The organism is Pseudoxanthomonas spadix (assembly GCF_003703395.1).
GTDB lineage: Bacteria > Pseudomonadota > Gammaproteobacteria > Xanthomonadales > Xanthomonadaceae > Pseudoxanthomonas_A > Pseudoxanthomonas_A spadix.
Window position 1 is genome coordinate 1 of record NZ_RDQN01000012.1, and the last position, 22,512, is coordinate 22,512.

General features: G+C 68.9%; 19 protein-coding genes. 10 read left to right on the forward strand and 9 right to left on the reverse strand.

Going from position 1 to position 22,512, the window contains the following annotated elements:
• Positions 1-326 precede the first annotated feature (326 nt).
• The gene (gene tyrS, locus D9R12_RS14170; protein ID WP_122231384.1) at positions 327-1,535 is read right to left on the reverse strand and encodes a tyrosine--tRNA ligase; all 1,209 of its coding nucleotides are present in this window, start codon (positions 1,533-1,535) and stop codon (positions 327-329) included.
• A gap of 183 nt (positions 1,536-1,718) precedes the next feature.
• On the opposite strand from tyrS, the gene D9R12_RS14175 reads away from it, so the two are divergent.
• Complete coding sequence (locus tag D9R12_RS14175; RefSeq protein WP_122231386.1) at positions 1,719-3,176, forward strand: peptidoglycan DD-metalloendopeptidase family protein; 1,458 nt, start codon at positions 1,719-1,721, stop codon at positions 3,174-3,176.
• A gap of 32 nt (positions 3,177-3,208) precedes the next feature.
• A complete protein-coding gene (locus D9R12_RS14180) occupies positions 3,209-4,327 on the forward strand; it encodes an anhydro-N-acetylmuramic acid kinase (RefSeq protein ID WP_280518441.1) in 1,119 nt (372 codons plus the stop codon).
• 25 nt (positions 4,328-4,352) lie between these two features.
• Here D9R12_RS14180 and dld read toward each other — a convergent pair whose 3' ends face one another.
• From dld to D9R12_RS14205, 5 genes are all read right to left on the reverse strand, one after another.
• The gene (gene dld / locus D9R12_RS14185; RefSeq protein WP_122231388.1) at positions 4,353-6,068 is read right to left on the reverse strand and encodes a D-lactate dehydrogenase; all 1,716 of its coding nucleotides are present in this window, start codon (positions 6,066-6,068) and stop codon (positions 4,353-4,355) included.
• A 10-nt stretch (positions 6,069-6,078) separates the two neighbouring features.
• Positions 6,079-6,633 (reverse strand): lactoylglutathione lyase, encoded by a 555-nt coding sequence (gloA, locus tag D9R12_RS14190; protein WP_122231390.1) that lies wholly within the window; start codon positions 6,631-6,633, stop codon positions 6,079-6,081.
• A gap of 106 nt (positions 6,634-6,739) precedes the next feature.
• On the reverse strand, positions 6,740-6,967 hold the full coding sequence (locus D9R12_RS14195; RefSeq protein WP_014161980.1) for a hypothetical protein: 228 nt from the start codon (positions 6,965-6,967) through the stop codon (positions 6,740-6,742).
• Positions 6,945-8,288 (reverse strand): AmpG family muropeptide MFS transporter, encoded by a 1,344-nt coding sequence (locus tag D9R12_RS14200; RefSeq protein ID WP_122231392.1) that lies wholly within the window; start codon positions 8,286-8,288, stop codon positions 6,945-6,947. The genes D9R12_RS14195 and D9R12_RS14200 overlap by 23 nt, the downstream gene beginning before the upstream one ends.
• The gene (locus D9R12_RS14205; RefSeq protein ID WP_122231394.1) at positions 8,285-9,085 is read right to left on the reverse strand and encodes an exodeoxyribonuclease III; all 801 of its coding nucleotides are present in this window, start codon (positions 9,083-9,085) and stop codon (positions 8,285-8,287) included. Before D9R12_RS14205 ends, D9R12_RS14200 begins: the two co-directional genes overlap by 4 nt.
• Positions 9,086-9,190: 105 nt before the next feature.
• Here D9R12_RS14205 and pyrE point away from each other — a divergent pair, with 105 nt between their 5' ends.
• Both pyrE and D9R12_RS14215 read left to right on the forward strand, forming a co-directional pair.
• Positions 9,191-9,850, forward strand: coding sequence for an orotate phosphoribosyltransferase (gene pyrE, locus D9R12_RS14210; RefSeq protein WP_122231396.1), 660 nt, complete (start codon positions 9,191-9,193; stop codon positions 9,848-9,850).
• Positions 9,851-9,891: 41 nt separating this feature from the next.
• Positions 9,892-10,521, forward strand: a complete 630-nt coding sequence (locus tag D9R12_RS14215) for a hypothetical protein (protein WP_122231398.1) — start codon at positions 9,892-9,894, stop codon at positions 10,519-10,521.
• A 34-nt stretch (positions 10,522-10,555) separates the two neighbouring features.
• Here the strand turns inward: D9R12_RS14215 and D9R12_RS14220 are convergent, their stop codons facing one another.
• The 3 genes from D9R12_RS14220 to coaBC are packed head-to-tail and all read right to left on the reverse strand — an operon-like array spanning position 10,556 to position 14,582.
• Positions 10,556-12,892, reverse strand: coding sequence for a phosphomannomutase/phosphoglucomutase (locus tag D9R12_RS14220; RefSeq protein ID WP_014161985.1), 2,337 nt, complete (start codon positions 12,890-12,892; stop codon positions 10,556-10,558).
• Positions 12,893-12,912: 20 nt separating this feature from the next.
• Positions 12,913-13,371, reverse strand: a complete 459-nt coding sequence (gene dut / locus D9R12_RS14225; RefSeq protein ID WP_014161986.1) for a dUTP diphosphatase — start codon at positions 13,369-13,371, stop codon at positions 12,913-12,915.
• Entirely contained in the window at positions 13,368-14,582 is a 1,215-nt protein-coding gene (gene coaBC, locus D9R12_RS14230; RefSeq protein WP_014161987.1) for a bifunctional phosphopantothenoylcysteine decarboxylase/phosphopantothenate--cysteine ligase CoaBC, read from the reverse strand. The genes dut and coaBC overlap by 4 nt, the downstream gene beginning before the upstream one ends.
• Before the next feature lie 185 nt (positions 14,583-14,767).
• Between coaBC and radC the strand changes: the two genes are divergently transcribed.
• The 6 genes from radC to D9R12_RS14260 all read left to right on the forward strand — a co-directional run bounded on the left by radC (position 14,768) and on the right by D9R12_RS14260 (position 22,439).
• Positions 14,768-15,442, forward strand: coding sequence for a RadC family protein (radC, locus tag D9R12_RS14235; protein WP_122231400.1), 675 nt, complete (start codon positions 14,768-14,770; stop codon positions 15,440-15,442).
• Between the two features lie 371 nt (positions 15,443-15,813).
• Entirely contained in the window at positions 15,814-17,505 is a 1,692-nt protein-coding gene (gene argS / locus D9R12_RS14240; protein ID WP_122231402.1) for an arginine--tRNA ligase, read from the forward strand.
• A 28-nt stretch (positions 17,506-17,533) separates the two neighbouring features.
• Positions 17,534-18,337 carry an SPOR domain-containing protein gene (locus tag D9R12_RS14245; protein ID WP_122231404.1) on the forward strand — a complete coding sequence of 268 codons (804 nt, stop codon included), beginning with the start codon at positions 17,534-17,536 and terminating at the stop codon, positions 18,335-18,337.
• Complete coding sequence (locus tag D9R12_RS14250) at positions 18,334-18,786, forward strand: hypothetical protein (protein ID WP_122231406.1); 453 nt, start codon at positions 18,334-18,336, stop codon at positions 18,784-18,786. The genes D9R12_RS14245 and D9R12_RS14250 overlap by 4 nt, the downstream gene beginning before the upstream one ends.
• Positions 18,783-19,532 carry an SDR family NAD(P)-dependent oxidoreductase gene (locus D9R12_RS14255; protein WP_122231408.1) on the forward strand — a complete coding sequence of 250 codons (750 nt, stop codon included), beginning with the start codon at positions 18,783-18,785 and terminating at the stop codon, positions 19,530-19,532. Before D9R12_RS14250 ends, D9R12_RS14255 begins: the two co-directional genes overlap by 4 nt.
• Positions 19,533-19,538: 6 nt before the next feature.
• Entirely contained in the window at positions 19,539-22,439 is a 2,901-nt protein-coding gene (locus D9R12_RS14260; protein ID WP_122231410.1) for a hypothetical protein, read from the forward strand.
• Positions 22,440-22,512 lie beyond the last annotated feature (73 nt).

The following is a 22,512-nucleotide window of genomic DNA, read 5'->3' on the forward strand; positions in this document are numbered from 1 at the left end:
CCATTATAGGGCCATTTCCAGGTCCGTCAACACCTCGCCAACAGGCCCTTCGTACCACCACCTCGACCGCCCGGCCCAAACCGCTGAACCGTCACCGCCGAAGCGAGCCGCCCATTATGCAGGCCTTCGAACATCGGTCAAGCACTTCGTTCAAAGCCGCCGACCAACCCCACCTCCAGCCTCACCAGCAGAACCGGTGCCGCAGAAGCGGGGGGCGAATTATGGATGCGCCCGGTGCGTTTGTGAAGCGGTGGTGACAACTTTTTTGAAGGCCGGCCCGAACGGATGCGCAATGCCCATCGTGGCGGGCCTTGGGCGGATTGCAATCAGCCGGCCAGCAGCCGAACCCGGGCAAAGTTGCGCTTGCCAACCTGCAGCAAGCCCTCGAAACCGGGCTGAAACTGCAGCTGCGGATCTTCCACCACCGCACCATCGACCTTGACCGCACGCTCCTTGAGCTTGCGCCCGGCTTCGGAATTGCTGGGCGTGACCCCGGCGGCGGTGAGCAGCGCGCCGATACGCAGGCCTTCGGCCGGGACGATGACGTCCTGCAGCGGCAACAAGGAAGTATCGCCCTGCCCGCGTACCACGGCGTGCCAACCGGCGATCGCCGCGTCGGCCTGAGCGGCATCGTGGAATCGTGTAGCCAATTCGCGCGCCAGACGCAGCTTCACATCGCGCGGATTCAAGGCGCCGGATTCGACCTCGGCACGCAGCGACCGGGCCTGGTCCACGCCGATGTCGAAGCTGAGCAGGTCGATCCAGCGCCACATCAGCGCATCACCGATCTTCATGGTCTTGGTGACCATGTCGATGGCCGGCTCGTTGATGCCGATGTAGTTGCCCAGCGACTTGGACATCTTGTTGACGCCATCCAGCCCTTCCAGCAGCGGCATGGTCAGCACGATCTGCGGCGCCTGGCCGTAATGTTCCTGCAGGCTGCGCCCCATCAGCAGGTTGAACTTCTGGTCGGTGCCGCCCAGCTCGAGGTCGGCCTTGAGCGCGACCGAGTCGTAGCCCTGCACCAGCGGATACAGGAACTCGTGGATGGCGATGGGCTGCTGGGCAGCGTAGCGCCTGGCGAAGTCGTCGCGCTCGAGCATGCGCGCCACGGTGTGCTGACCGGCCAGGCGGATCATGTCGGCCGCGGCCATCTTGCCGAACCACTCGCTGTTGAAGCGCACTTCGGTCCTGTCACGGTCCAGCACCTTGAAAACCTGCTCCTCGTAGGTGCGGGCGTTGGCCTGCACGTCCTCGCGGGTCAGCGGCTTGCGGGTGACGTTCTTGCCGGTCGGGTCGCCGATCATGCCGGTGAAGTCGCCGATCAGGAAGATCACCTGGTGGCCCAGGTCCTGGAACTGGCGCATCTTGTTGAGCAGCACGGTGTGGCCGATGTGCAGGTCCGGCGCGGTCGGATCGAAGCCGGCCTTGACCCGCAGCGGGCGCCCGGCCTGCAGGCGCTGCTGCAGTTCTTCGCGCTTGAGGATTTCATCGGCACCGCGGCCGATCAGTTGCAGTGCTTGCGCCTGTGACACGTGACTTCCCACTCAAGGTGAATACGACAGACGTGCAACGACAAAGTTGAACGCCTGGTTAAAGCAAGGTTAACGATGCGATGCAGAAAAAAATCAAACGCCTCAAGGGTTTGACCTGCCCGACATGCCTGACTATGGTAGCCCGATTGGGCCTTCCACTTGGGCCTCAGGGTGAAGACATCGATGCAGACACACGGGGATGGCGGCCGCCGCAAGCAACGGTTCCGCGAACGACTGGACGTTCTTCGAGAGTCAGCGCTTCATCACCACGTCAGGCAGCACCTTCCCAGCGGGCGCTGGACGCGCCGGCAGTGGATCCACGCTTCGCTGTTCACCACCATCGGCATCATGGTGGCCACGATCGTGCCGGGTTTCTCCACTGCCCTGCAGCCGCAGATCAAGCCGCTGGCCACCGTGCCGCTGATGCTGCCGCAACAGGATGCGCACAAGCTCACCAGCGCCCCGGCCGACAACTGGCGGACGGTCAATGTGCGCCCGGGCCAGACCCTGAGCGCGATGTTCGCCGAGATGGGCGTACCGGCGGCCACCCTGCACCGCATCCTGCAGAACAAGGACGCCGCACGCACGCTGCACAGACTGCATCCCGGCGACGAATTGGCCTTCGACCTGCCCGACGGCGGCGCGTTGCGCGCCCTGCGCTATGACCGCGACATGGCCACGCGCATCCAGCTGGACCTCACCGATGACGGTGTCCGTCAGAAGCTCATCAAGCGCGACGTCAGCATCCGCACCGCGGTGCTCAGCGGCAAGGTCGGCACCTCGCTCAACCGCGCTGCGCGCAAGGCCGGCCTGACCGCGGCCAACATCAACGCGCTGACCGACGACATCTTCAAGTACGACATCGACTTCGATTCGGATCTGAGCCCGAATGATCGCTTCAGCGTGGTGGTCGAACAAACCTGGCGCGAAGGCCAGCTGGTGGCCACCGGCCCGGTGCAGGCGGCGACCTTCACCGTCAATGGCAAGCTGCATTCGGGGTTCCGCTTCGCCCGGCCGGGCGGGCGGGCGGAATACTTCACCGCCGCCGGCAAGCCACTGAAGAAGAGCTTCATCCGCATGCCGATCCCGTACGCGCGCCTGAGCTCGCGCTTCGGCGCGCGCAAGCACCCCATCCTGGGCAGGATGCGCATGCACAAGGGCGTGGATTACGCCGCCGCGACCGGCACGCCGATCATGGCCGCCGGCGACGCGCGGGTGCAGTTCGTCGGCCGCCAGAATGGCTACGGCAATGTGGTGATCCTGGACCACGGCCAAGGTCGCACCACCCTGTACGGGCATCTGTCGCGCTTTGCCAGGATCCAGCGCGGTGACCGTATCGCCCAGGGCACCCTGATCGGCTACGTCGGTTCGACCGGCATGGCCACCGGGCCGCACCTGCACTACGAATTCCGCGTCAATGGTGCGCATCGCAATCCGCTGCAGGTAACCCTGCCGCCGCCCGAGCCGCTGAGTGGGCCGGTGCTGGCGCAGTTCAAGACCCAGACCTCCAGCGCGCTGGCGCGTATCCGCACGGTAGAGAGTGCAATCTACGCCGACGCTGCCCCGGCCCCTCGTGCTGGCGCCAAGATGACGCTGGCCGAGGCGCTGGATGCCTCGCGCGTGCCCAGCAGCAAGCAGTGACGCCGGCGGGCGGGCGCCGTTCCGGCGGGCCGCTGGCGCGCAAGCCGGCGCTTGGTGATTTGTACCTGGGCATGATTTCCGGCACCAGTGCCGATGGCATCGACGTGGCGCTGGTGCGCTTCGATCCCGAGCCCCAGCTGCTGCTGGGCCGCACCTACCGCTGGGACGACCAGCTGCGCAACCGGCTGATCGAGCTGGGCCAGGGTGGCCAGGCGAGCTCGCTGGACGAACTGGGCGAACTGGACGTGCAGGTCGGCCAGGCCTTCGCCCACGCCGCCGGCCGGCTGATCACCCAGTCCGGGCTGGACCGGACCCAGGTGCGGGCGATCGGCTCGCACGGCCAGACCGTGCGGCACCGGCCCGATGGCACCTTTCCGTTCACCTGGCAGATGGGCGATGGCAACGTCATCGCCGAGCGCACCGGCATCGCCACCGTGGCCGACTTCCGTCGGCGCGATGTCGCCGCCGGTGGCCAGGGTGCGCCGCTGATGCCGGCCTTCCACGCGGCGATGCTGCACGCACCGTCCGAGGACCGGGCAGTCCTCAACCTGGGCGGGATCGGCAACCTGACCCTGCTGCCGGCCAGTGGCGCGGTGCGCGGCTTCGACACCGGTCCAGCCAATGCGCTGCTGGATGCCTGGTGCGAGCGCCATACCGGTCAGGCCTTCGATGCCGGCGGCGCGTTCGCGGCCAGCGGCCAGGTCGATGGCGCCCTGCTGGACACGCTGCTGGGCGAGCCGTGGTTCGCCCTGCCGCCGCCCAAGAGCACCGGCCGCGAACAGTTCCACCTGGCCTGGGTACAAGCCAAGCTGGGAAAATCCAGGGCCGCTGCGGCCGACGTGCAGGCCACGCTGCTGGAGCTGAGCGCGGTCACCGTGGCCGACGCCCTGCGCGCCACCCAGCCGGACACCAAGCGGGTCATGGTCTGCGGCGGCGGCGTGCACAATCCGCTGCTGATGCAGCGCCTGGCCACGCACCTGTCCGGGATCACGGTCGAGTCGACCCAGGTCCACGGCCTGCATCCGGATTATGTGGAAGCCATGGGCTTTGCCTGGCTGGCCCGCGAAACCCTGGCCGGCCGTCCCGGCAACCTGCCCAGCGTCAGCGGCGCCAAGGGCCTGCGCGTGCTGGGCGCGCTTTATCCGGCTTGAGGCGCCTCATCAAGCCCCGGCGGCGTCAGGCCCAGTCACGCAACTTGGAGGTCTTGCCGATGCCGGGATTGAAGGCGTTGTGCGGGTCCAGCTGGCGAAAGAACGCCACCTGCGATTGTGGTGCGTGATACAGGTGGCCGACGTTGTGTTCGGCCGGGTAGCGCGCGCCGCGCGCGTCCAGCACCGCCAGCATCTTCTGCTCCAGCGCATGGCAGTCGGTGCCGGCCTTGACGATGTAGTCCTGGTGCAGGACGTGGCAGAAAAAGTGCCCGTAGTAGAGCTTGTGCAGCACCGGCGCATCCAGCTCCGGCGGCAGGCGCTCGAACCAGTCGCGCTCGTTGCGGCGCAAGGCGATGTCCAGCGCAACGATGTCCTGGACCTGGGTCGGATGCACGGCGCGATAGCGCACTGCGGCGCCGGCTACGGCAAAGCGCAGCAGGAAGGCCCTGGCGCCCTCGTCCGCGGTGCAGGCAAACCAGTCGCCGCTGGCGCCTGAAAAAAAGCGTTTCAGATAGGCCGCCGCTTCATCGATCCCGGTGCCGGACATCCTCAGCAGCAGGTGGTGTTCATAGCGCTGGCGGAAGTCGCGCATGCGCCTGGGCAGGTGATCGGGGAAGCGCTGGGCCAGCCACTGCAACGCGCGGTCGCTGAAGTGTTCGGGGAAAACCCGCAGCCGCTCCAGAAGCGCGTCCAGCCGCGACTTGGCCGCGAAGAAGCTGGGCAGGCGCTGGGTGCCGAGGGTCTGGATGGCGAGGAAGGTGTCCTTGCCGTAGCGATCGCCGATGTCGAAGGCATCGCGGTGCAGGTACTCGCCGGCCACCGGCAAGGACTGGAAACTGGACAGGATGTCGCGGCGGATCCGGGTCAGCTCGTCCGGGTCGTTGCTGCCGATGTAGAAGACCGCGGTCCTGTCGTGGCGGGGGAAGGTATCCAGGCGCACGGCGAACACCGCCAGGTGTCCGGCCGAGCCGGCGGCCTCGTGCAGGCGCCGCGCATCGGCGTTGAAACGCGCCGGCGTGTCGGCCTCGATGTCACGCACGTAGGTGGCGTAGTCGTGGTCCGAGGCGCAGCCGCCGGGGGTGACATCGCGGGCATGGTAGTGGCCACGTTCCAGCCTGGACAGCGCGATTTCCGGGTCATCGCCCAGCACGATGCCCAGGTGGTTGACCAGTTCCAGCGCGCCGTGGGCGTTGACCCGCGCGAACAGCGCCATCTCGGTGTACGCCGGCCCGCGATGGATCAGCGCCCCGCCGGAGTTGTTGCAGATCCCGCCCAGCACCGAGGCGCCCAGGCACGACGAGCCGATCACCGAATGCGGCTCGCGCCCCAGCGGGGCCAGCAGCCGTTCCAGCTGATGCAAGGTGGCGCCAGGCAGGCACAGCACCTGGCGGCCTTCGTCAAGCAGCTGCACCTGGCGCATGCGCAGGGTATTGATGATCACCACCGGCCGATCGTAGTCGGCGCCATCGGGGGTCGAGCCACCGGTCAAGCCGGTATTGGCCGCCTGCATGATGACGATGACATCGGCCGCCACGCAGGCGACCAGTACCCGCCACTGTTCGACCAGCGAGCCGGGCCGCACCACTGCCAGCACCGGCCCGCCGCCGAAGCGAAATCCAGTGCGGAACCGGCGGGTGGGGCCATCGCCGGTGAGCAGGTGGCGCCGCCCGACCACCCCGCGCAGCGTCTCCAGCAGGGCAGAACGATCGACCGAGACAGACATGCGGCGCGGGACGTCCATGCGGGGCCGATCAGCAAGCCAGATCAGGGGACGGTCGCCCCAGGTTGGCGTTGAGCTCAGGCTGCACGATCTCGATCCAGTAGCCGTCCGGATCCTTCACGAAGGCCACGTTCTTCATCTTGCCCTGCTCCGGGCGCTTGACGTATTCCACGCCGTTGTCGTCGAGCCACTTGACCGCCTTGACCAGGTCCGGCACGGCAAAGCAGATATGGCCGAAGCCCTGCGGCTGGGTGTTGCCGTCATGGTAGGCAAAATCGGCCTGATCCTCGGTGCCCCAATTGTGGGTCAGCTCCAGGATGCCGCGCTGGGAAAAGGTCCAGCCGGTGCGCGCGCCGATCTCCTCGGGCACCTGGTCGGTGTCGTTGAGCTTGGCCAGGAAGAACAGCGAGAAGCGCATCTCCGGGAAGTCGAGCTTGCGCAGCAGGACCATGCCGAACACGTGGGTATAGAAGCCCAGCGACACCACCGGATCCTTGACCCGCAGCATCGTGTGGTTGAGGACAAAGCCGTCGGTGGCGGCCGGTGGCGGCCTGACGCCGGGGTGCGGTTCGGAGGTGAAGGTCATGGGGCGCCTCGTGTGGAAGTACCTGCAGTGCCCTGCGCACGGCAGGGCGACAATCTACCGCAGCCATCCCCGGGGCCGTCGCGCCACGGCCCGCCTCTCCGGGTTTTTAGAAACTGGCGCCCTGGGGCACCGCGCGCAGCGCGGCGATGGCATCGGCCAACGCGTCCACTTCCGGGTCGCTGAACCCGCCGCGCACCTCGGCTTCCATCGCGAACAGGCCGTGCTCGATCAGCCGCGAAATGGTTTCGTCGATACTCCAGCCGCGCGCCGCCGAGAGCCGCTGGATGCGCTCGGTCAGGATCGAATCGAGATCACGGATGAGCAGGTCGGTCATGGGCGTGGGCTGAACCAGCAGTCCTGGACACGGGCTCCTTGATACGACGCCACAGCCAGGCGAGCAAGCCCAGGGTCGGCACGACCGTCAGTGCACTCAGGGTAAAAAAGGCGGAATACGAGGTCGCCTCGACCAGGTAGCCCGACACGCCACCGGCGAACTTGCCCGGCAGGTTGGCCAGCGACACCAGCAGGCCGTACTGGGTGGCGGTGAAGTTGCGGTCGGTCAGCGAGGACATGAAGGCCACCAGCACCGTCCCGGCAAACCCCTGGGCGACATTGTCCGCGCTCAGTGCCGCGTAGAACGCCCACAGATGGCCGGGATTGTGCGCCATCAGCAGGAAGGCCAGGTTCGACAGCGCCACCGCCAGCGCCGCCACCAGCAACATGCGCCGAAAACCGAATGCGGCAATGGCCAGCCCGCCGCCAAAGGCGCCCAGGATGCTCATCCAGATGCCGAACAGCTTGGACACCGTGGCGATATCGGCCTTGGTGAATCCCGAGTCCAGATAGAACGGCCCGGCCATCACCCCGATCACCTGGTCGGGAAACTTGAACAGCCCCACGAACAGCAGCAGCCCCAAGGCCAGCTTCCAGCCATTGGTGGTGAAAAAACTCACGATCGGCTGCCAGAACGCGCCGAGGAAGTCGATCCGCCGCACCACCGTGGCTTGCGGCCGCGCCGGTTCGGGGCTGAGCAGGGTGGTCACGATCGGCACCAACATCAGCGCGGCCATGCAGAAGTAGGAAAGGGTCCAGGACTCGAGCTGGGCCAGATACAGCGCGCCGGCGCCGGCGACGATCAGGGCGATGCGGTAGCCCAGGATGTAGGTCGCGGCCAGGGCGGCCTGCGCACGCTCCGGTGCGATCTCGATGCGGTAGGCATCGACCACCGAATCCTGGGTCGCACCGGCGAAGGAGCCGACCAGCACCCAGCCGACCAGCCCGGCCACGCCCAGCTCCGGGCGCATGCTGCCCAGCGCGAACAGACTGACCGCCACCAGCACCTGCGCAGCCAGCAGCCAGGAGCGCCGGCGTCCCAGCCGTCCCAGCAGCGGCAGCGCCGAGCGGTCGATCAGCGGCGCCCACACGAATTTCAGCAGATAGAAGAAGCTGGCCAGGCTGATCAGGCCGATCTGTCCCAGCTGCAGGCCCACATCGCGCAGACGCGTGGACAGGGTCTGCGAAGCGATCAGCAGGAACGGCAGGCCGCTGCCGAATCCGAGCAGGGCCATGGTCAGCGCCGAGGGCGTGGCAAAGGCGGCACGGATGCCGCGCCAGCCACGATAGGAGGGCTTTTGTGCATCGCCTGCCTGGTTCATCCGGCGTAGTCCACCACGAACGGCGCGTGGTCGGAAAAGCGCTGCTCGCGATGGATCGAACACCCCTGCAACCGCGCGCGCAGGCCCGGGGTCAGCAACTGATAGTCGATGCGCCAGCCCACATTGTTGGCACGCGCCGCGCCGCGGTTGGACCACCAGGTGTAGTCCTGGCCGGTCGGATGCAGCACGCGGTAGGCGTCGACCCAGCCGCGGCCGCTGGCGATGTCCGCCTCGCCGGCCACGTCGGCGCACAGGCCGTTGAGCCAGTCGCGCTCGGCCGGCAGGCAACCGGAGTTGTTCTGGTTGGACTTCCAGTTCCTGATGTCCAGCGCGCTGCGCACGATGTTCCAGTCCCCGCACAGCACGTAATCGCGGCCGCTGGCCAGCCACTGGTCCAGGATCGGCTTGAGCCAGGCCATGGTCTGGAACTTGTAGTCCTGGCGCAGCTGGCCCGACGAGCCGGACGGGATGTACAGCGACACCACGCTCAGGTTGCCGAACCGGGTCTCCAGATAGCGGCCTTCCTCGTCGAACTCGGGCCGGCCCAGCGCGGTGCGGATTTCGTCGGGTTCGACCTTGCTGTAGATCGCCACGCCCGAATAACCCTTTTTGGTGCTGGCGTCACGGAAGTACGCCCTGTAGCCGGCGGGGAGGAAATCCGGGCCGGCCAGCTGGTGCTCCTGGGCCTTGGTTTCCTGCACGCACAGCAGGTCCGCGTCCTGATCGGCGAACCACGAAAAAAATCCCTTGGAGGCGGCCGAGCGCAGGCCGTTGGCGTTGAAACTGATGATGCGCATGGACGAAGAGCGGGTCTTGCAGCCAGACAAGAGGGCAGCATACCGCCAGGGCCGGCCTGCGCCGCCTGTTACCCTTTGCCCACCCCACCGGTCCATTGCCTGCCCATGTCCGACTACCGCGCACGTTTCCTGCAGCTGGCCCTGCATGCCCGTGCATTGCGCTTTGGCCAGTTCACGCTCAAGTCCGGGCGCCTGAGTCCCTACTTCTTCAACGCCGGGCGCTTTGACAGCGGCGCGGCGCTGGCCGAGCTGGCCGGCTGCTATGCCGACGCGATCGAAGCCTCCGGGGTGCAGTTCGACCTGCTGTTCGGCCCGGCCTACAAGGGCATCCCGCTGGCCACGGCGATCGGGGTGGAGTTCGCCCGCCGCGGCCGCGACCTGCCACTGGCCTTCAACCGCAAGGAAGCCAAGGGCCATGGCGAAGGCGGCACCCTGATCGGCGCGCCGCTGGACGGGCGCCGGGTGTTGATCGTGGACGATGTGATCACCGCCGGCACCGCCATCGGTGAGGCGCTGGGCCTGATCGCCGCCGCCGGCGGCCGCCCGGCCGGGATCGTGGTGGCACTGGACCGGCAGGAAGTGCTGGGCGAAGGCGGCCAGCGCCAGTCGGCGGCCCAGCGCGTTTCCGAGCAGGCTGGCGTGCCGGTGATCGCGGTGGCCAGCCTGGACGACCTGCTTGCATTGGCCGGGGAAAACGCCGAACTTGTCGGCCATCGCGAGCAGTTGCTGGCCTATCGGGCCCGCTACGGCTCGGCCGCGAGGTAACCGACAGCAGGGGGCTGTCCATGGCCAGGTCCGCACTCCATTTGTTGCTGGTTCCGCTCGCCGCCGCGGCCCTGACCGCCGCGGCGCAGGACCCGCCCAAAGCCAAGAAACTCTACTGCTGGAATGACCCCGACAGCGGGCGCACCTGCAGCGATGCGCTGCCGCCTGACCGGGTCAACAGCGCGCGCGACGAATTCAGCGTCAACAGCGGCGCGCGGGTGGGCGCGGTCGATGCGGCAATGACCGCCGAGCAGCGCGCCGATGCAGCCGCAGCGGCCATCCAGGCGCGCGCCGACCAGGCCGCGGCCGACACCCGCAAGCGCACCGAACAGGCCATGCTGCTGTCCTACGCCAGCGAGGACGACCTCAAGCGCGTGTTCACCGAACGCACCACCCTGGTGGACAACAGCGTGGACACCGCCCGCTACAACGTGGCCAGCATGCGCGCCGCGCTGATCACCAAGCTGCAGCAGGCCGGTGACGCCGAACTGTCCGGCCGCCAGGTCGATGCCAAACTGGCCCAGGACATCGGCCAGCGCCACGCCGAGCTGGTCCGTCAGCAGCGCCTGTTGAACAGCTTCGAGCAGCAACGCGCCCAACTCAGCAGCGAAGTGCAAGACACCCTGCAGCGCTACCGCACCCTGAAGGGCGCCGCGCAGCCAGCCGGTTGAGCCGCGGCACCTGCACAGGGCGCCCGCATCGAACTCAGAAGGTGAGCTTCAGTTCCGGCGCCACGGCCTGCAGCTGGCGGCGGAACACATCGCGCACCCGGTCCAATGCGGCCTGGTCGTCGGCCTCGAAGCGCAGCACCAGCACCGGGGTGGTGTTGGATGCGCGCAGCAGACCCCAGCCGTCGTCCCAGTCCGCGCGCAGGCCGTCGATGGTGGAGATGCGCGCGCCATCGAAACGCGCCATCTCGATGAACTGCTCGACGATGGCGTGGGCCAGCCCGCTGGGCACCTCGACCTTGATCTCCGGCGTGGACACGCCATCAGGCAGCGCGTCGAGGACTTCGCTGGGCGTCTGCTCGCTGGCGGCCAGGATTTCCAGCAGGCGCGCGGCCGCATAGAGGCCGTCGTCGAAGCCGTACCAGCGTTCCTGGAAGAAGAAATGGCCGCTCATCTCGCCGGCCAGCTCGGCGCCGGTCTGGCGCATCTTGGCCTTGATCAGCGAATGCCCGGTCTGCCACATCAGCGGCGTGCCGCCGTTGCGCAACACCCAGCCCTGCAGCTTGCCGGTGCACTTGACGTCGTAGATCACCATCGCGCCCGGGTTGCGCTCCAGCACGTCGGCGGCGAACAGCATCAGCAGGCGGTCGGGGAAGATGACATGGCCTTCCCTGGTGACCACGCCCAAGCGATCGCCGTCGCCATCGAAGGCCAGGCCGAGGTCGGCGTCGAAGCGCTTGACCGTCTGCTCCAGGTCCTTGAGGTTGTGCGGGTCGCTGGGGTCGGGATGGTGGTTGGGGAAGGTGCCGTCGATGTCGCAGTACAGCGGGATCACCTCGGCGCCGATGGCCTCCAGCAGCCGTGGACCGATCTCGCCAGCCACGCCGTTGCCGGCATCGACCACCACCTTGAGCGGGCGCGCCAGCTGCACGTCGTCGCAGATGCGCTGGATGTAGTCCCCGGCGACCTCGCGCTGCTGCAGGCTGCCGCGTTCGGCCTCGTGCAGGCGCGACTGGCTGATGCGGGTGTAGAGGTCGGTGATCGCTGCACCGGACAGGGTCTCGCCGCCGATCACGATCTTGAAGCCGTTGTAGTCCGGCGGGTTGTGGCTGCCGGTGACCGCCACGCAGGTGCCGGTGCGCAGGTGGACGGCGGCAAAGTACGCCACCGGCGTGGGCACCATGCCGATGTCGATCACATCGCGCCCGGCCTTGCGCAGGCCTTCGATCAGGCCCGAGGTCATCTCCGGGCCGGACAGGCGGCCGTCGCGGGCCACGACCACTTCGGTCAGGCCCTGCTCGGCCATCACCGAGCCGATCGCCTGGCCGATCAGCTCGGCCACCGGCACGCTCAGGGTCTTGCCGACCACGCCGCGGATGTCGTACGCGCGGAAGATGCCCGGATCGACGCTGACCTCGCGCGCGGCCTGGGCCACCGCGGCGGCTTCGGTGTTGTTCACCGGCGATGCGTCGCCGTCTGCGGCCAGCGGTTGCGCGGCCACGGCGGGCCCGGCGCGCAGCGCCTGGCCCAGGGTCAGGCCGCTGTCTTCGCCTGCGCCGGCGCCCTTGCCGCGCAGGCTGGACAGCTTGAGGCGACCGACCGACAGCAGCGCCAACGACGCGGCCAGGCCCAGCAGCAGCACCGCCACGATCAGGCACGGCCCGCTGCCCAGGCCGATTGGCCCTTCGCTGCCGTCGGGCACGCCCGCCACCACGCGCAGACCGGTGTCACCGACCGGGCGCGAGAGCGCATCGGCGCTGCGCGACAGCGAGGCCTCGCCCACTTCGCGCAAGGTGTAGCCCCCCTGGCGCAGGCCCAGATATGCGCCGGAAACATGCGCCTGGTCGATCGGACCGGTCAGCAGGCGCATCGGCAGGCGCACGTACAGCAGCCGCGACTGCACCGGCACGGCCATGCCCAGGCCGGTTTGCCTGCCGTCGCGGACCGCGCGCACCACCGCGCCTCCGGCAAGCTGCGCCGCCTCGAGCAGGGCCAGCTTGCTGTAGCCAAAGCCGGCCGCATTGGCATAGGCCTGCTGCAGGTCCACCGGCAGCAGCTCCACGTTTTCCACTTCCGGCCAGCCGGTCTTGATCGCCGCGCCCACCGCCGCGGTGTCATCGGCGGCGACCGCGGCCTGCATGGCCGGCGCGGCCACCCGCTGGTCCAGCCTGGCGGTCTGGACCTGGATGTTGTGCAGCACCCCGTCCACGGCGGCATCGCGCGCCCCGATCAGGGCCTGACGGCGGGCGCCTTCCTGGTGCTGCACCCAGCCGCCCCAGGCAAACCAGGCCGCCAGCACGACCAGCAATGCGGCCAGCAGCAGGAGCTTGTTCCCCGAATCCTGCTTGCCTGTCCCCATCTTGAATCCGGCCATGCCTGGTCTTGCCCCTGTTTTCAGCGAACGCCGGTGTGGCCGAAGCCCCCTTCGCCACGTGCGCTTGCAATGAAAGTATCCACGATCTTCAACTGAACCCGGGCGATGGGCAACACCACCAGCTGGGCGACCCGGTCGCCGGGCTGGACCACGAACGCCTCGGCGCTGCGGTTCCACAGGCTGATCAGCAGCGGGCCCTGGTAGTCGGCGTCGATCAGGCCGGTGCCATTGCCCAGCACGATGCCGTGGCGATGGCCCAGGCCCGAACGCGGCAGCACCAGCGCGCACAGGTTGGGATCGGCCAGATGGATGGCGATGCCGCTGGGGACCAGCGACGATTGGCCCGCGCCCAAGGTCAGCGGCGCCTCCAGCGCGGCGCGCAGGTCCAGGCCGGCGGAGGATTCGGTGGCATAGGCCGGCAGCGGCCAGCGGTCGCCGAAGCGCGGATCCAGCAGCTTGACTTGCAGCGGCAGGCTCATGCGCGCAGGCGCTCGCCGATCAGTTCGACCAGCGCCTCGGCCAGCTCGGTCTTGGGCGCGCACGGAAACTCGCGCTGCCCCTCCTTCCAGAAGGCGGTCATGGCGTTGCGGTCGCTTTCGAAACCGCCGTCGGGGATGCCCACGCGGTTGGCCACGATCAGGTCCAGGCGCTTGGCGATGAGCTTGCCGCGGGCGTACTCGGCCACGTTTTCGGTTTCGGCCGCGAAGCCGACCACCAGCTTGAGCGGCTGCTCGGAGGCGGCGACCTCGGCCAGGATGTCCGGCGTACGCACCAGGTCCAGGGCCAGCGATTCGCTGGACTTCTTGATCTTGTTCGGCGCCGGCATCCGCGGGGTGTAGTCGGCCACCGCGGCCGCACCGATGTAGATATCGGCGGGAAAGGCGCCGAACACCGCCGCGCGCATCTGCGCGGCCGAGCGCACGTCCACCCGGGTCACGCCCGGTGGGGTTTCCAGGGTCACCGGACCTGCGACCAGGGTCACCGCCGCGCCGCGGCGCGCGGCGGCCTGGGCCACGGCAAAGCCCATCTTGCCGCTGCTGCGGTTGCCCAGGTAGCGCACCGGATCCAGGTCTTCGTAGGTCGGGCCGGCACTGACCACCACATGCAGCCCGGCCAGCGGACCTTGCACCGGCGCGTCGGCCGGCACGGCGCCGGCCAGCGCGGCGACGATGGCGTCCGGTTGCGAAAGGCGCCCGGGGCCGGATTCGCCCTCGGCCAGCGGCCCGTCTTCCGGGCCGATCACCTGCACGCCGCGGGCGCGCAGGGTGGCCAGGTTGGCCTGGGTCGCCGGGTGCTTCCACATGATGTGGTTCATCGCCGGGCACACGCTGATCGGCGCGGTGGTGGCCAGGGCCAGGGTGGTCACCAGATCATCGGCCAGGCCGTGCGCCAGGTGGGCCAGCAGGTCGGCGGTGGCCGGGGCGATCAGCACCCGGCTGGCCCAGCGCGCCAGTTCGATATGGCCCATCGCGGCCTCGGCCGCGCTGTCCCACAGGCTGGTGCGCGTGGGCTGGCCGGACAGGGCCTGGAAGCTCAGCGCGGTGACGAACTGCTGCGCACCGGCGGTCATGGCCACCTGCACCTGGGCACCGGCATCGCGCAGGCGACGCACCAGCTCCAGTGACTTGTAGGCGGCGATGCCGCCGCCGACGCAGAGCAGGATGCGTTGTCCTTTCAGGGCCTGGGACACGTCAGATTTTTCCGAACCAGAAGTGGGGCGACAGCTTACCCGACGGGCCGGTGCCGGCTGATATCGCCCAGGCATGAGCAGCGCAAGACTGGCCATGAAGCGCGGCGCGGGCTGACGGCCGGGCTTGACTTGGCTGGCGGAAATTCCCCGCACCACGCTTCCCTCCTTCTTCCTGGCCTCACCCCATGCATATCCGCGACTGGCCCGCCGACGAACGCCCCCGCGAGAAGCTGCTGGCCCGCGGCGCCGGCGCGCTGTCCGATGCCGAGCTGCTGGCGATCTTCCTCGGCTCGGGCCTGCCCGGACGCGATGCGGTGCAGACCGCGCGCGAGCTGCTGGGCGCCCACGGCCCGCTGCGCGGCCTGCTCGATCGCACGCCCAAGGCAATGGCCCAGCTGCCCGGACTGGGCCCGGCCCGCGCCTGCCAGCTGGCCGCGGCGCTGGAACTGGGCCAGCGCCACCTGGCCGCCGGTCTGGAACGCGGCGAGGCGATGACCGACCCGCACGCGGCCGGGCGCTATTTCGCCCTGAAGCTGCGCAGCCAGTCGCGCGAGGTGTTCGCCGCGCTGTTCCTGGACACCCGGCACCGGGCGCTGGCCTACGAGGAACTGTTTTCCGGCAGCGTGGATTCCTCCGAAGTCCACCCGCGCGAGGTGGTGCGCCGCGCCCTGGCGCACAACGCCGCGGCGGTCATCGTCGGCCACAACCATCCGTCCGGCAATCCGGAACCTTCGGCCGCAGACCGCGCGGTGACCGCACGCCTGAAGCAGGCGCTGGCGCTGGTGGACGTGCGCCTGCTGGATCACTTCGTGATTGCCGACGGGCCGCCGGTGTCGCTGGCCGCGCGCGGCTGGGTGTGAGGAGCCGGGAGCCGCGAGAGCCGGGACCCGGGACCCGGGACCCGCGAGAGCCGGGACTCGGGACCCGGGACCCGGGACCCGGAAAGATCAAGAGCAGGAGCTAGCCCCGCCATCGATCTTGGGGCCCTGGCCCTGGCCCTGGCCCTGGCTCTCCGGGTCCCGGGACCCGGAAGGATCAAGAGCAGGAGCTAGCCCCGCCATTGTTCTTGGGGTCCTGGCCCCTGGCCCCTGGCTCTCCCGGGTCCCGGGTCCCGGCTCTCCCGGGTCCCGAGTCCCGGCTCTGCCGAGTCCCGGCTCCTGCCCCGCCAGGGCCGCCGCCTGCCCAGTCGGTTAAAATCCCTCGTTTCCCGGCTCCAGGCAGACCTGTCCACGTGAAATCCGACCTCCGCGCCCTCATCGCCCAGGGCATCGACGCCCTGCGCCAGGCCGGCACCCTGCCGGCCGCGGCCGCCACCCCGGACTTCACCGTCGAACGTCCCAAGACGCGCGAACACGGCGACTTCGCCACCAATGCGGCGATGCTGCTGGCCAAGCCGGCGCGCAGCAATCCGCGCGTCCTGGCCCAGGCGCTGGTCCAGGCGCTGCCAGCCAGCACCGACATCGCCAGGGTCGAGATCGCAGGCCCGGGCTTCATCAACTTTCATCTGGCCAATGCCGCCTACCAGCGCGAGGTGGTCACCGCGCTCACCCAGGGCGCCAGTTACGGCCGCAACGGCTCCGGCGCCGGCCGGACCGTGGGCGTGGAATACGTGTCGGCCAACCCGACCGGCCCGCTGCACGTGGGCCACGGCCGGGCGGCGGTGATCGGCGACTGCCTGGTGCGGGTGCTGGCGGCCAATGGCTGGAACACCCGCCGCGAGTTCTATTACAACGACGCCGGCGTGCAGATCGAGAACCTGGCCCGCTCCACCTTTGCCCGCCTGCACGGCCTCAAGCCCGGCGACGCGCAGTGGCCGCAGACCGCCTACAACGGCGACTACATCATCGAGGTGGCCGACGCCTACCGGCGCGGCGAGTGCGTGGAGGTCGAAGGCCACACCGTCACCGCGGCCGGGGACATCGAGGACCTGGACGCGATCCGCCGGTTCTCGGTGGCCTATCTGCGCCGCGAGCAGAACGCCGACCTGGCCGCGTTCGGGGTGGGCTTCGACGTCTATTTCCTGGAAAGCTCGCTGTATGCCAGCGGCAAGGTCGCCGAGACCGTCGAGCTGCTGATCAGGTCCGGCCACACCTATGAGCAGGACGGCGCGCTGTGGCTGAAGTCCACCGACTACGGCGACGACAAGGACCGGGTGATGCGCAAGTCCGACGGCACCTACACCTACTTCGTCCCGGACGTGGCCTACCACCTGTCCAAGTGGCAGCGCGGCTACCAGCGCGCGATCACCGAGCTGGGGGCGGACCATCACGGCTCGCTGGCGCGGGTGCGCGCCGGCCTGCAGGCACTGGATGTCGGCATCCCAAAGGGCTGGCCCGAGTACGTGTTGCACCAGATGGTCACGGTGATGCGCGGCGGCGAGGAAGTGAAGCTCTCCAAGCGCGCCGGCAGCTACCTGACCCTGCGCGAGCTGATCGAGGAAGCCGGCGCCGATGCCACGCGCTGGTTCCTGATCGCGCGCAAGCCCGATTCGCAGCTGACCTTCGACATCGACCTGGCCCGCGAGCAGAGCAAGGACAACCCGGTCTTCTACGTGCAGTACGCCCATGCGCGCGTGTGCAGCCTGCTGCGCCGGGTCACCGAGAAGGGCTTTGCGGCCTATGACCAGGCCGCCGGCATCGCTGCGCTGCCGACCCTGACCGATGAGGCCTCACTGACCTTGATGGTGGAGCTGTCGCGCTATCCGGAAGTGGTCGAGGCGGCCGGCCTGGCGCTGGAGCCCCACGCCATCGCCCAATACCTGCGCGAACTGGCCTATGCTTTCCAGGCTTGGTACGACGGCGAACCGATCCTCATCGAGGATGCCGATGCGCGCAACGCGCGCCTGGCGCTGGCGATGGCCGTGCGCCAGGTCCTGGCCAACGCACTTGACCTGCTGGGCATTGGCGCGCCCGAGCGCATGTAACGACGACTTCGACGAGATCAGTAGACAGATGCCGGCACGACGCGGGAAATCACAGGCCAGGCGCACGACCAGCAACGGCACGCCAGGCTGGGTGTGGCTGATCGCAGGCCTGGTGCTGGGCGCGGCGGCGTTCTTCATCGTGCCGGACCTGATGAAGAAGGACGGCGACAACTTCCTGCGGCCCAGGCCCAACCCCGATGCGCGCCCCGCGCCGGTGGCCAGCGATGACGAAGACGCACCGGCCGCCGGCGACGCGTCGACACCGGCCACCCCTGCGGCCCGCGAGCCCGCGCCAGAAAAACCGACCCAGTACGACTTCTACACGCTGCTGCCAGGCCGCGAAGTGCAGATGTCCGATGCCGAGCTGGCCGCCAGCGCGCGCGCCGAGCAAGCGCGCAAGGCCAGGGAAGCCGCCGCCGCGCAGGCCGAGGCCGCCAGGGATGCGGCCGCCAATCCGGCCGCCAATCCCGATGCCGCCGCCCTGGCCGGCCAGCAGCCCACCGCGCTGGACGAGATGACCAAGACCCCGTCGGCCACGCCTGCGCCGACCAGCGTGGCGGCCGCGGCCGCTTCCAATGCCGTGGCCAGCGCCGCCGGTGACGTGAACTACCTCCTGCAGGCCGGCAGCTTCAGCGCCTCCGGCGACGCCGAGGCGGTCAAGGCCAGGATCGCGATGCTGGGGCTGAGCGCCCGGGTCGAGTCCGGCGATTCGGACGGCAAGACCGTCTATCGCGTGCGCATGGGCCCCTATCGCACCGCCGGCGAGCTGGCCGAGGCCAAGCAGAAACTTGCCAGCGGCGGCCTGCCCGCCATGGCAATCAAGGTGCGGTGATCGGCCCGGCAAGCCCGCGGCAGCGTCTGATCCTGGCCAGCGCGGTGGCGTTCGTGCTGGACTTTGCGCTGGGCTTGCTCGCTGCGCGCCTGCTGCCGGCGCAGCTGCAGACCTTCGCCGTGCACGGCAACAGCTTCATCCAACCCGCCGCCTGCGTGGCGCTGGCGATCAGCCTGTTCCTTGGCGGCTGGATCGGCGGCCGGCGTTTTCTGCCGATCGGCCTGGCGCTGGTGCTGTTGCTGCAGCTGATGGCGCTGGCGCTGCTGGTGCAGATCGCCCACGGCGCCATGCCGCAGCGCCCCCTTGGCGTGATTGCCGCCTCGGTGCTGGCCAGCAATGCGCTGGGCCTGGGCCTGCAGCTGCTGGCTGCCGCGCTCGGCGCCCCGGCCGGTGCCGCCCTGCACCGGCGCCGTCCCCTTCTCCCCTCGTCCATCCAGGAGTCCCCATGAGCAAGACTGCCCTGATCACCGGTGCCACCTCCGGTTTCGGCGCCGCCGCCGTGCGCAGGTTCGCCGCCGCCGGCTGGAAAGTCATCGCCACCGGCCGCCGCGCCGAGCGCCTGGCGCCGTTGGCGGCCGAGTTCGGCAGCGAGGCGGTCCACACCGCCGCCTTCGACATCCGCGACGGCGATGCGCTGAACGCGGCCATCGATGCGCTGCCGGCCGGCTTCGCCGACCTGGACCTACTGGTCAACAACGCCGGCCTGGCCCTGGGCACCGCCCCGGCCCAGCAGGCCGACCTGGCCCAGTGGCAGCAGATGATCGACACCAACATCACCGCGCTGGTCACCCTGACCCGCCGCGTGCTGCCCACGTTGATTGCGCGCAAGGGCGCGGTGATCAACATCAGCTCGGTGGCGGCCACCTATCCCTACACCGGCGGCAACGTGTACGGCGGCACCAAGGCGTTCGTCAAGCAGTTCTCGCTGGGCCTGCGCAGTGACCTGCACGGCACCGGCGTGCGGGTGACCTCGATCGAACCGGGCATGGCGCAAACCGAGTTCACCCTGGTGCGCACCGGCGGCAACCAGGCGGCATCGGATGCGCTCTACGGCGACGCCCACCCGATGACCAGCGAAGACATCGCCGAGCAGATCTTCTACGTGGCCACCCTGCCGGCGCACCTGAACATCAATCGGCTGGAAATCATGCCGGTGACCCAGTCCTTTGCCGGATTCCAGGTCGCGCGCGGCTGACGGCCCATGCAGGTGCTCCGCTACAGCGGGCTGCTGCCCGGGAAATTCCAGGCCAAGTACGACAAGGTCGTGCAGGCGATCGAGCGCAACGATTTCCGCAGCGTGGACCTGAGAAAGCTCGCGCCCACGCCCTATTACCGCGCCCGGCTGGACGATGCCAGCCGGCTGCTGCTGCAGTTCGTGCGCCACGGCGACCGCACCGCGTGCCTGGCCCTGGAGATCGTGCCCCATCATGCCTATGACAAGTCGCGCTTCCTGCGCGGCGCGCACGTGGACCCCTCGCGAATCGAGGATGCCACCCCCGAGCAGGTGGCACGGACCGCCGAGCCGGTGCGTTACCTGCATCCGGGGCGAGGGGAGTTCCACCTGCTGGACAAGCCGATCTCCTTCGACGATGCACAGGAGGCGGTCTACTGGATGCCGCCGCCGCTGGTCCTGGTCGGCTCGGCCGGGTCCGGCAAGACCGCGCTGACCCTGGAGAAGCTGCGCCAGTGCAGCGGCGAGGTGCTGTACATCACCCAGTCGCCATGGCTGGCGCAGAACGCGCGCGCGCTCTACGACGCGCACGGCTACCAGAACGATGATCAGCAGGTCCAGTTCCTGTCCTATCGAGAATTCCTGGAAACCCTGCGGGTCCCGGCCGGACGGGAGGTGACCTTTGCCGATTTCCGCGCATGGTTCGAACGGCATCGCCAGCAGTACCGCTTCACCGACGCGCACCCGTGCTTCGAGGAGTTCCGCGGCGTGATCGGCAGCCAGCCAGAAGGCGTGCTCGACCGCGACGCCTATCTGGCCCTGGGCCCGCGCCAGTCGATCTTCGAAACCGACCAGCGCCAGGCCATCCACGCGTTGTTCGACAAGTACCGGCAGTGGCTGGCCGACAGCGGCCTGTACGACAGCAACCTGGTCGCCCATGCCTGGCAGCCCCTGGCCCAGCCGCAATACGACTTCGTGGTGGTCGACGAGGTCCAGGACCTGACCAATGCCCAGCTGGCCCTGGTCCTGGCCACGCTGCGCAGCGCCGGACAGTTCCTGCTGTGCGGCGATTCCAACCAGATCGTGCATCCGAACTTCTTTTCGTGGGCTGCGGTCAAGAGCCTGTTCTGGCGCAGTCCCGAGCTGGCCGAGCGCCAGCGCCTGTCGGTGCTGAGCGTCAACTATCGCAACACCCGGGCCATCACCGCCGCGGCCAATGCCCTGCTCAAGATCAAGCACGCCCGCTTCGGCTCCATCGACCGCGAAAGCAACCACCTGGTGCGCGCGGCCACCGACAGCGATGGCCAGGTGCGCCTGCTGCCCGACCAGGAGGCGGTCAAGCGCGACCTGGACGCGCGCACACGCGGCTCCACCCAGTTCGCCGTGCTGGTGTTGCGTGACGAGGACAAGGCCCAGGCGCGCACCGTGTTCCACACGCCGCTGGTGTTCTCGGTGCACGAGGCCAAGGGGCTGGAATATCCCAACATCATCCTCTGCCGATTCGTCTCCGGGCAGCGCCGGGCCTACGCCGAGATCTGCGAAGGCGTCAGCGCGCAGGACCTGGCGCGCGAGGATCTGGACTACCGCCGCGCCAAGGACAAGCAGGACCGCTCGCTGGAGTTGTGGAAGTTCTACGTCAATGCGCTGTACGTGGCGATGACCCGGGCGGTGGAGCGCCTGTACCTGGTCGAAAGCGATCTGACCCATCCGCTGCTGCAACTGCTTGGCATCCACCAGCGCAACGACAAGCTCGAGGTGCCCGCAAGCCAGTCCAGTCGTGAGGATTGGGAGCGCGAGGCACACCGGCTGGCCTTGCAGGGCAAGCAAGAGCAGGCCGATGCGATCCGCCAGTCGGTGCTCAAGACCCGCACCGTCCCCTGGCCGGTGTGGGACGCGGCGCTGCTGCAGGCCAGCATCGAGCGCGCCTACGATCCGCGCGAGGTGTCCAACAAGCCGCGCCAGCTGCTGGCGGACATGGCGCTTTGGCATTTTCTGGATGGCCACCTGGTGGCCCTGCACACCGAACTGGCGTGGCCGGGCATGCGCGGGCTGGTGCAGCACGACCCCTTCAATGGCATCCACCTGGACGCCCAACGCCTGAAGCAGGCGCGCGCCAGCCTCGCCGCGCGTTACACCGCCGGCTACGAGAAGAAGAACGTCAAGCCTATCCTGCAGCACTGCGACCAGTACGGCGTCGACCACCTCACCGTGACCGGGGCCACGCCGCTGATGCTGGCGGCCGAGGCCGGCAACGTGGCGCTGGTGGACACCTTGCTGGACCGCGGCGCCGACCTGGAGCTGCGCGATCCGTTCGGCCACACCGCGCAATCCTTCGCCCTGGCCCGCGCCGCACGCGATGCCGACTACGCCGGCGGCGCGTTCGGCGAAATCTGGCAGCGCGTGGCCGCCCCCATGCTCGATGTGGAAGTGGACGGCCGGCTGCTGCGGCTGTATCGGCAGCAGGGGGAATACCTGCTGCTGCAGCTGATGCTGACCGGCCTGAAGACGCTGGGCTCGCTGCTCTACAACTTGCCCAAACACGATGTGCGCCGCCTGCATGGGTTTGACGCGGCCTATCTGATGCGCAACATCGAGCACTTCCCCGATGCGGTGTGGCCCGCGCAGCGCCGCAAGCGCACCTACTTCAACGCGGTGCTGGCCCGGGCCGAGGTCGACAGCGCCTACCAGCCGGCGCGCAGGCTGTGGCTGCGCACCCGCAACGGCCACTACCTGCCCAATCCCGCGCTGCGCCTGCGGGTACGCGGCGGTGACGGCCAGCAATCCTGGCAGCCGGTGTACGAAGTACTGCAACTGCCCATCATCGAACGTGGCAATGGCCGACTCGCCTGGCAGCCCGGCCCGAGCTACCGGCGGCTGATGCGCGAGACCGGACTGGACCTGCAGGACGGGCCGCCCGCGGTTCCGGACTGACCACGGCAGCGGCGATCAGGCCGGCACAGCCATGCGCGGGGCGGAACCTGACCGAGCGGCCCTTCCCCTGGCC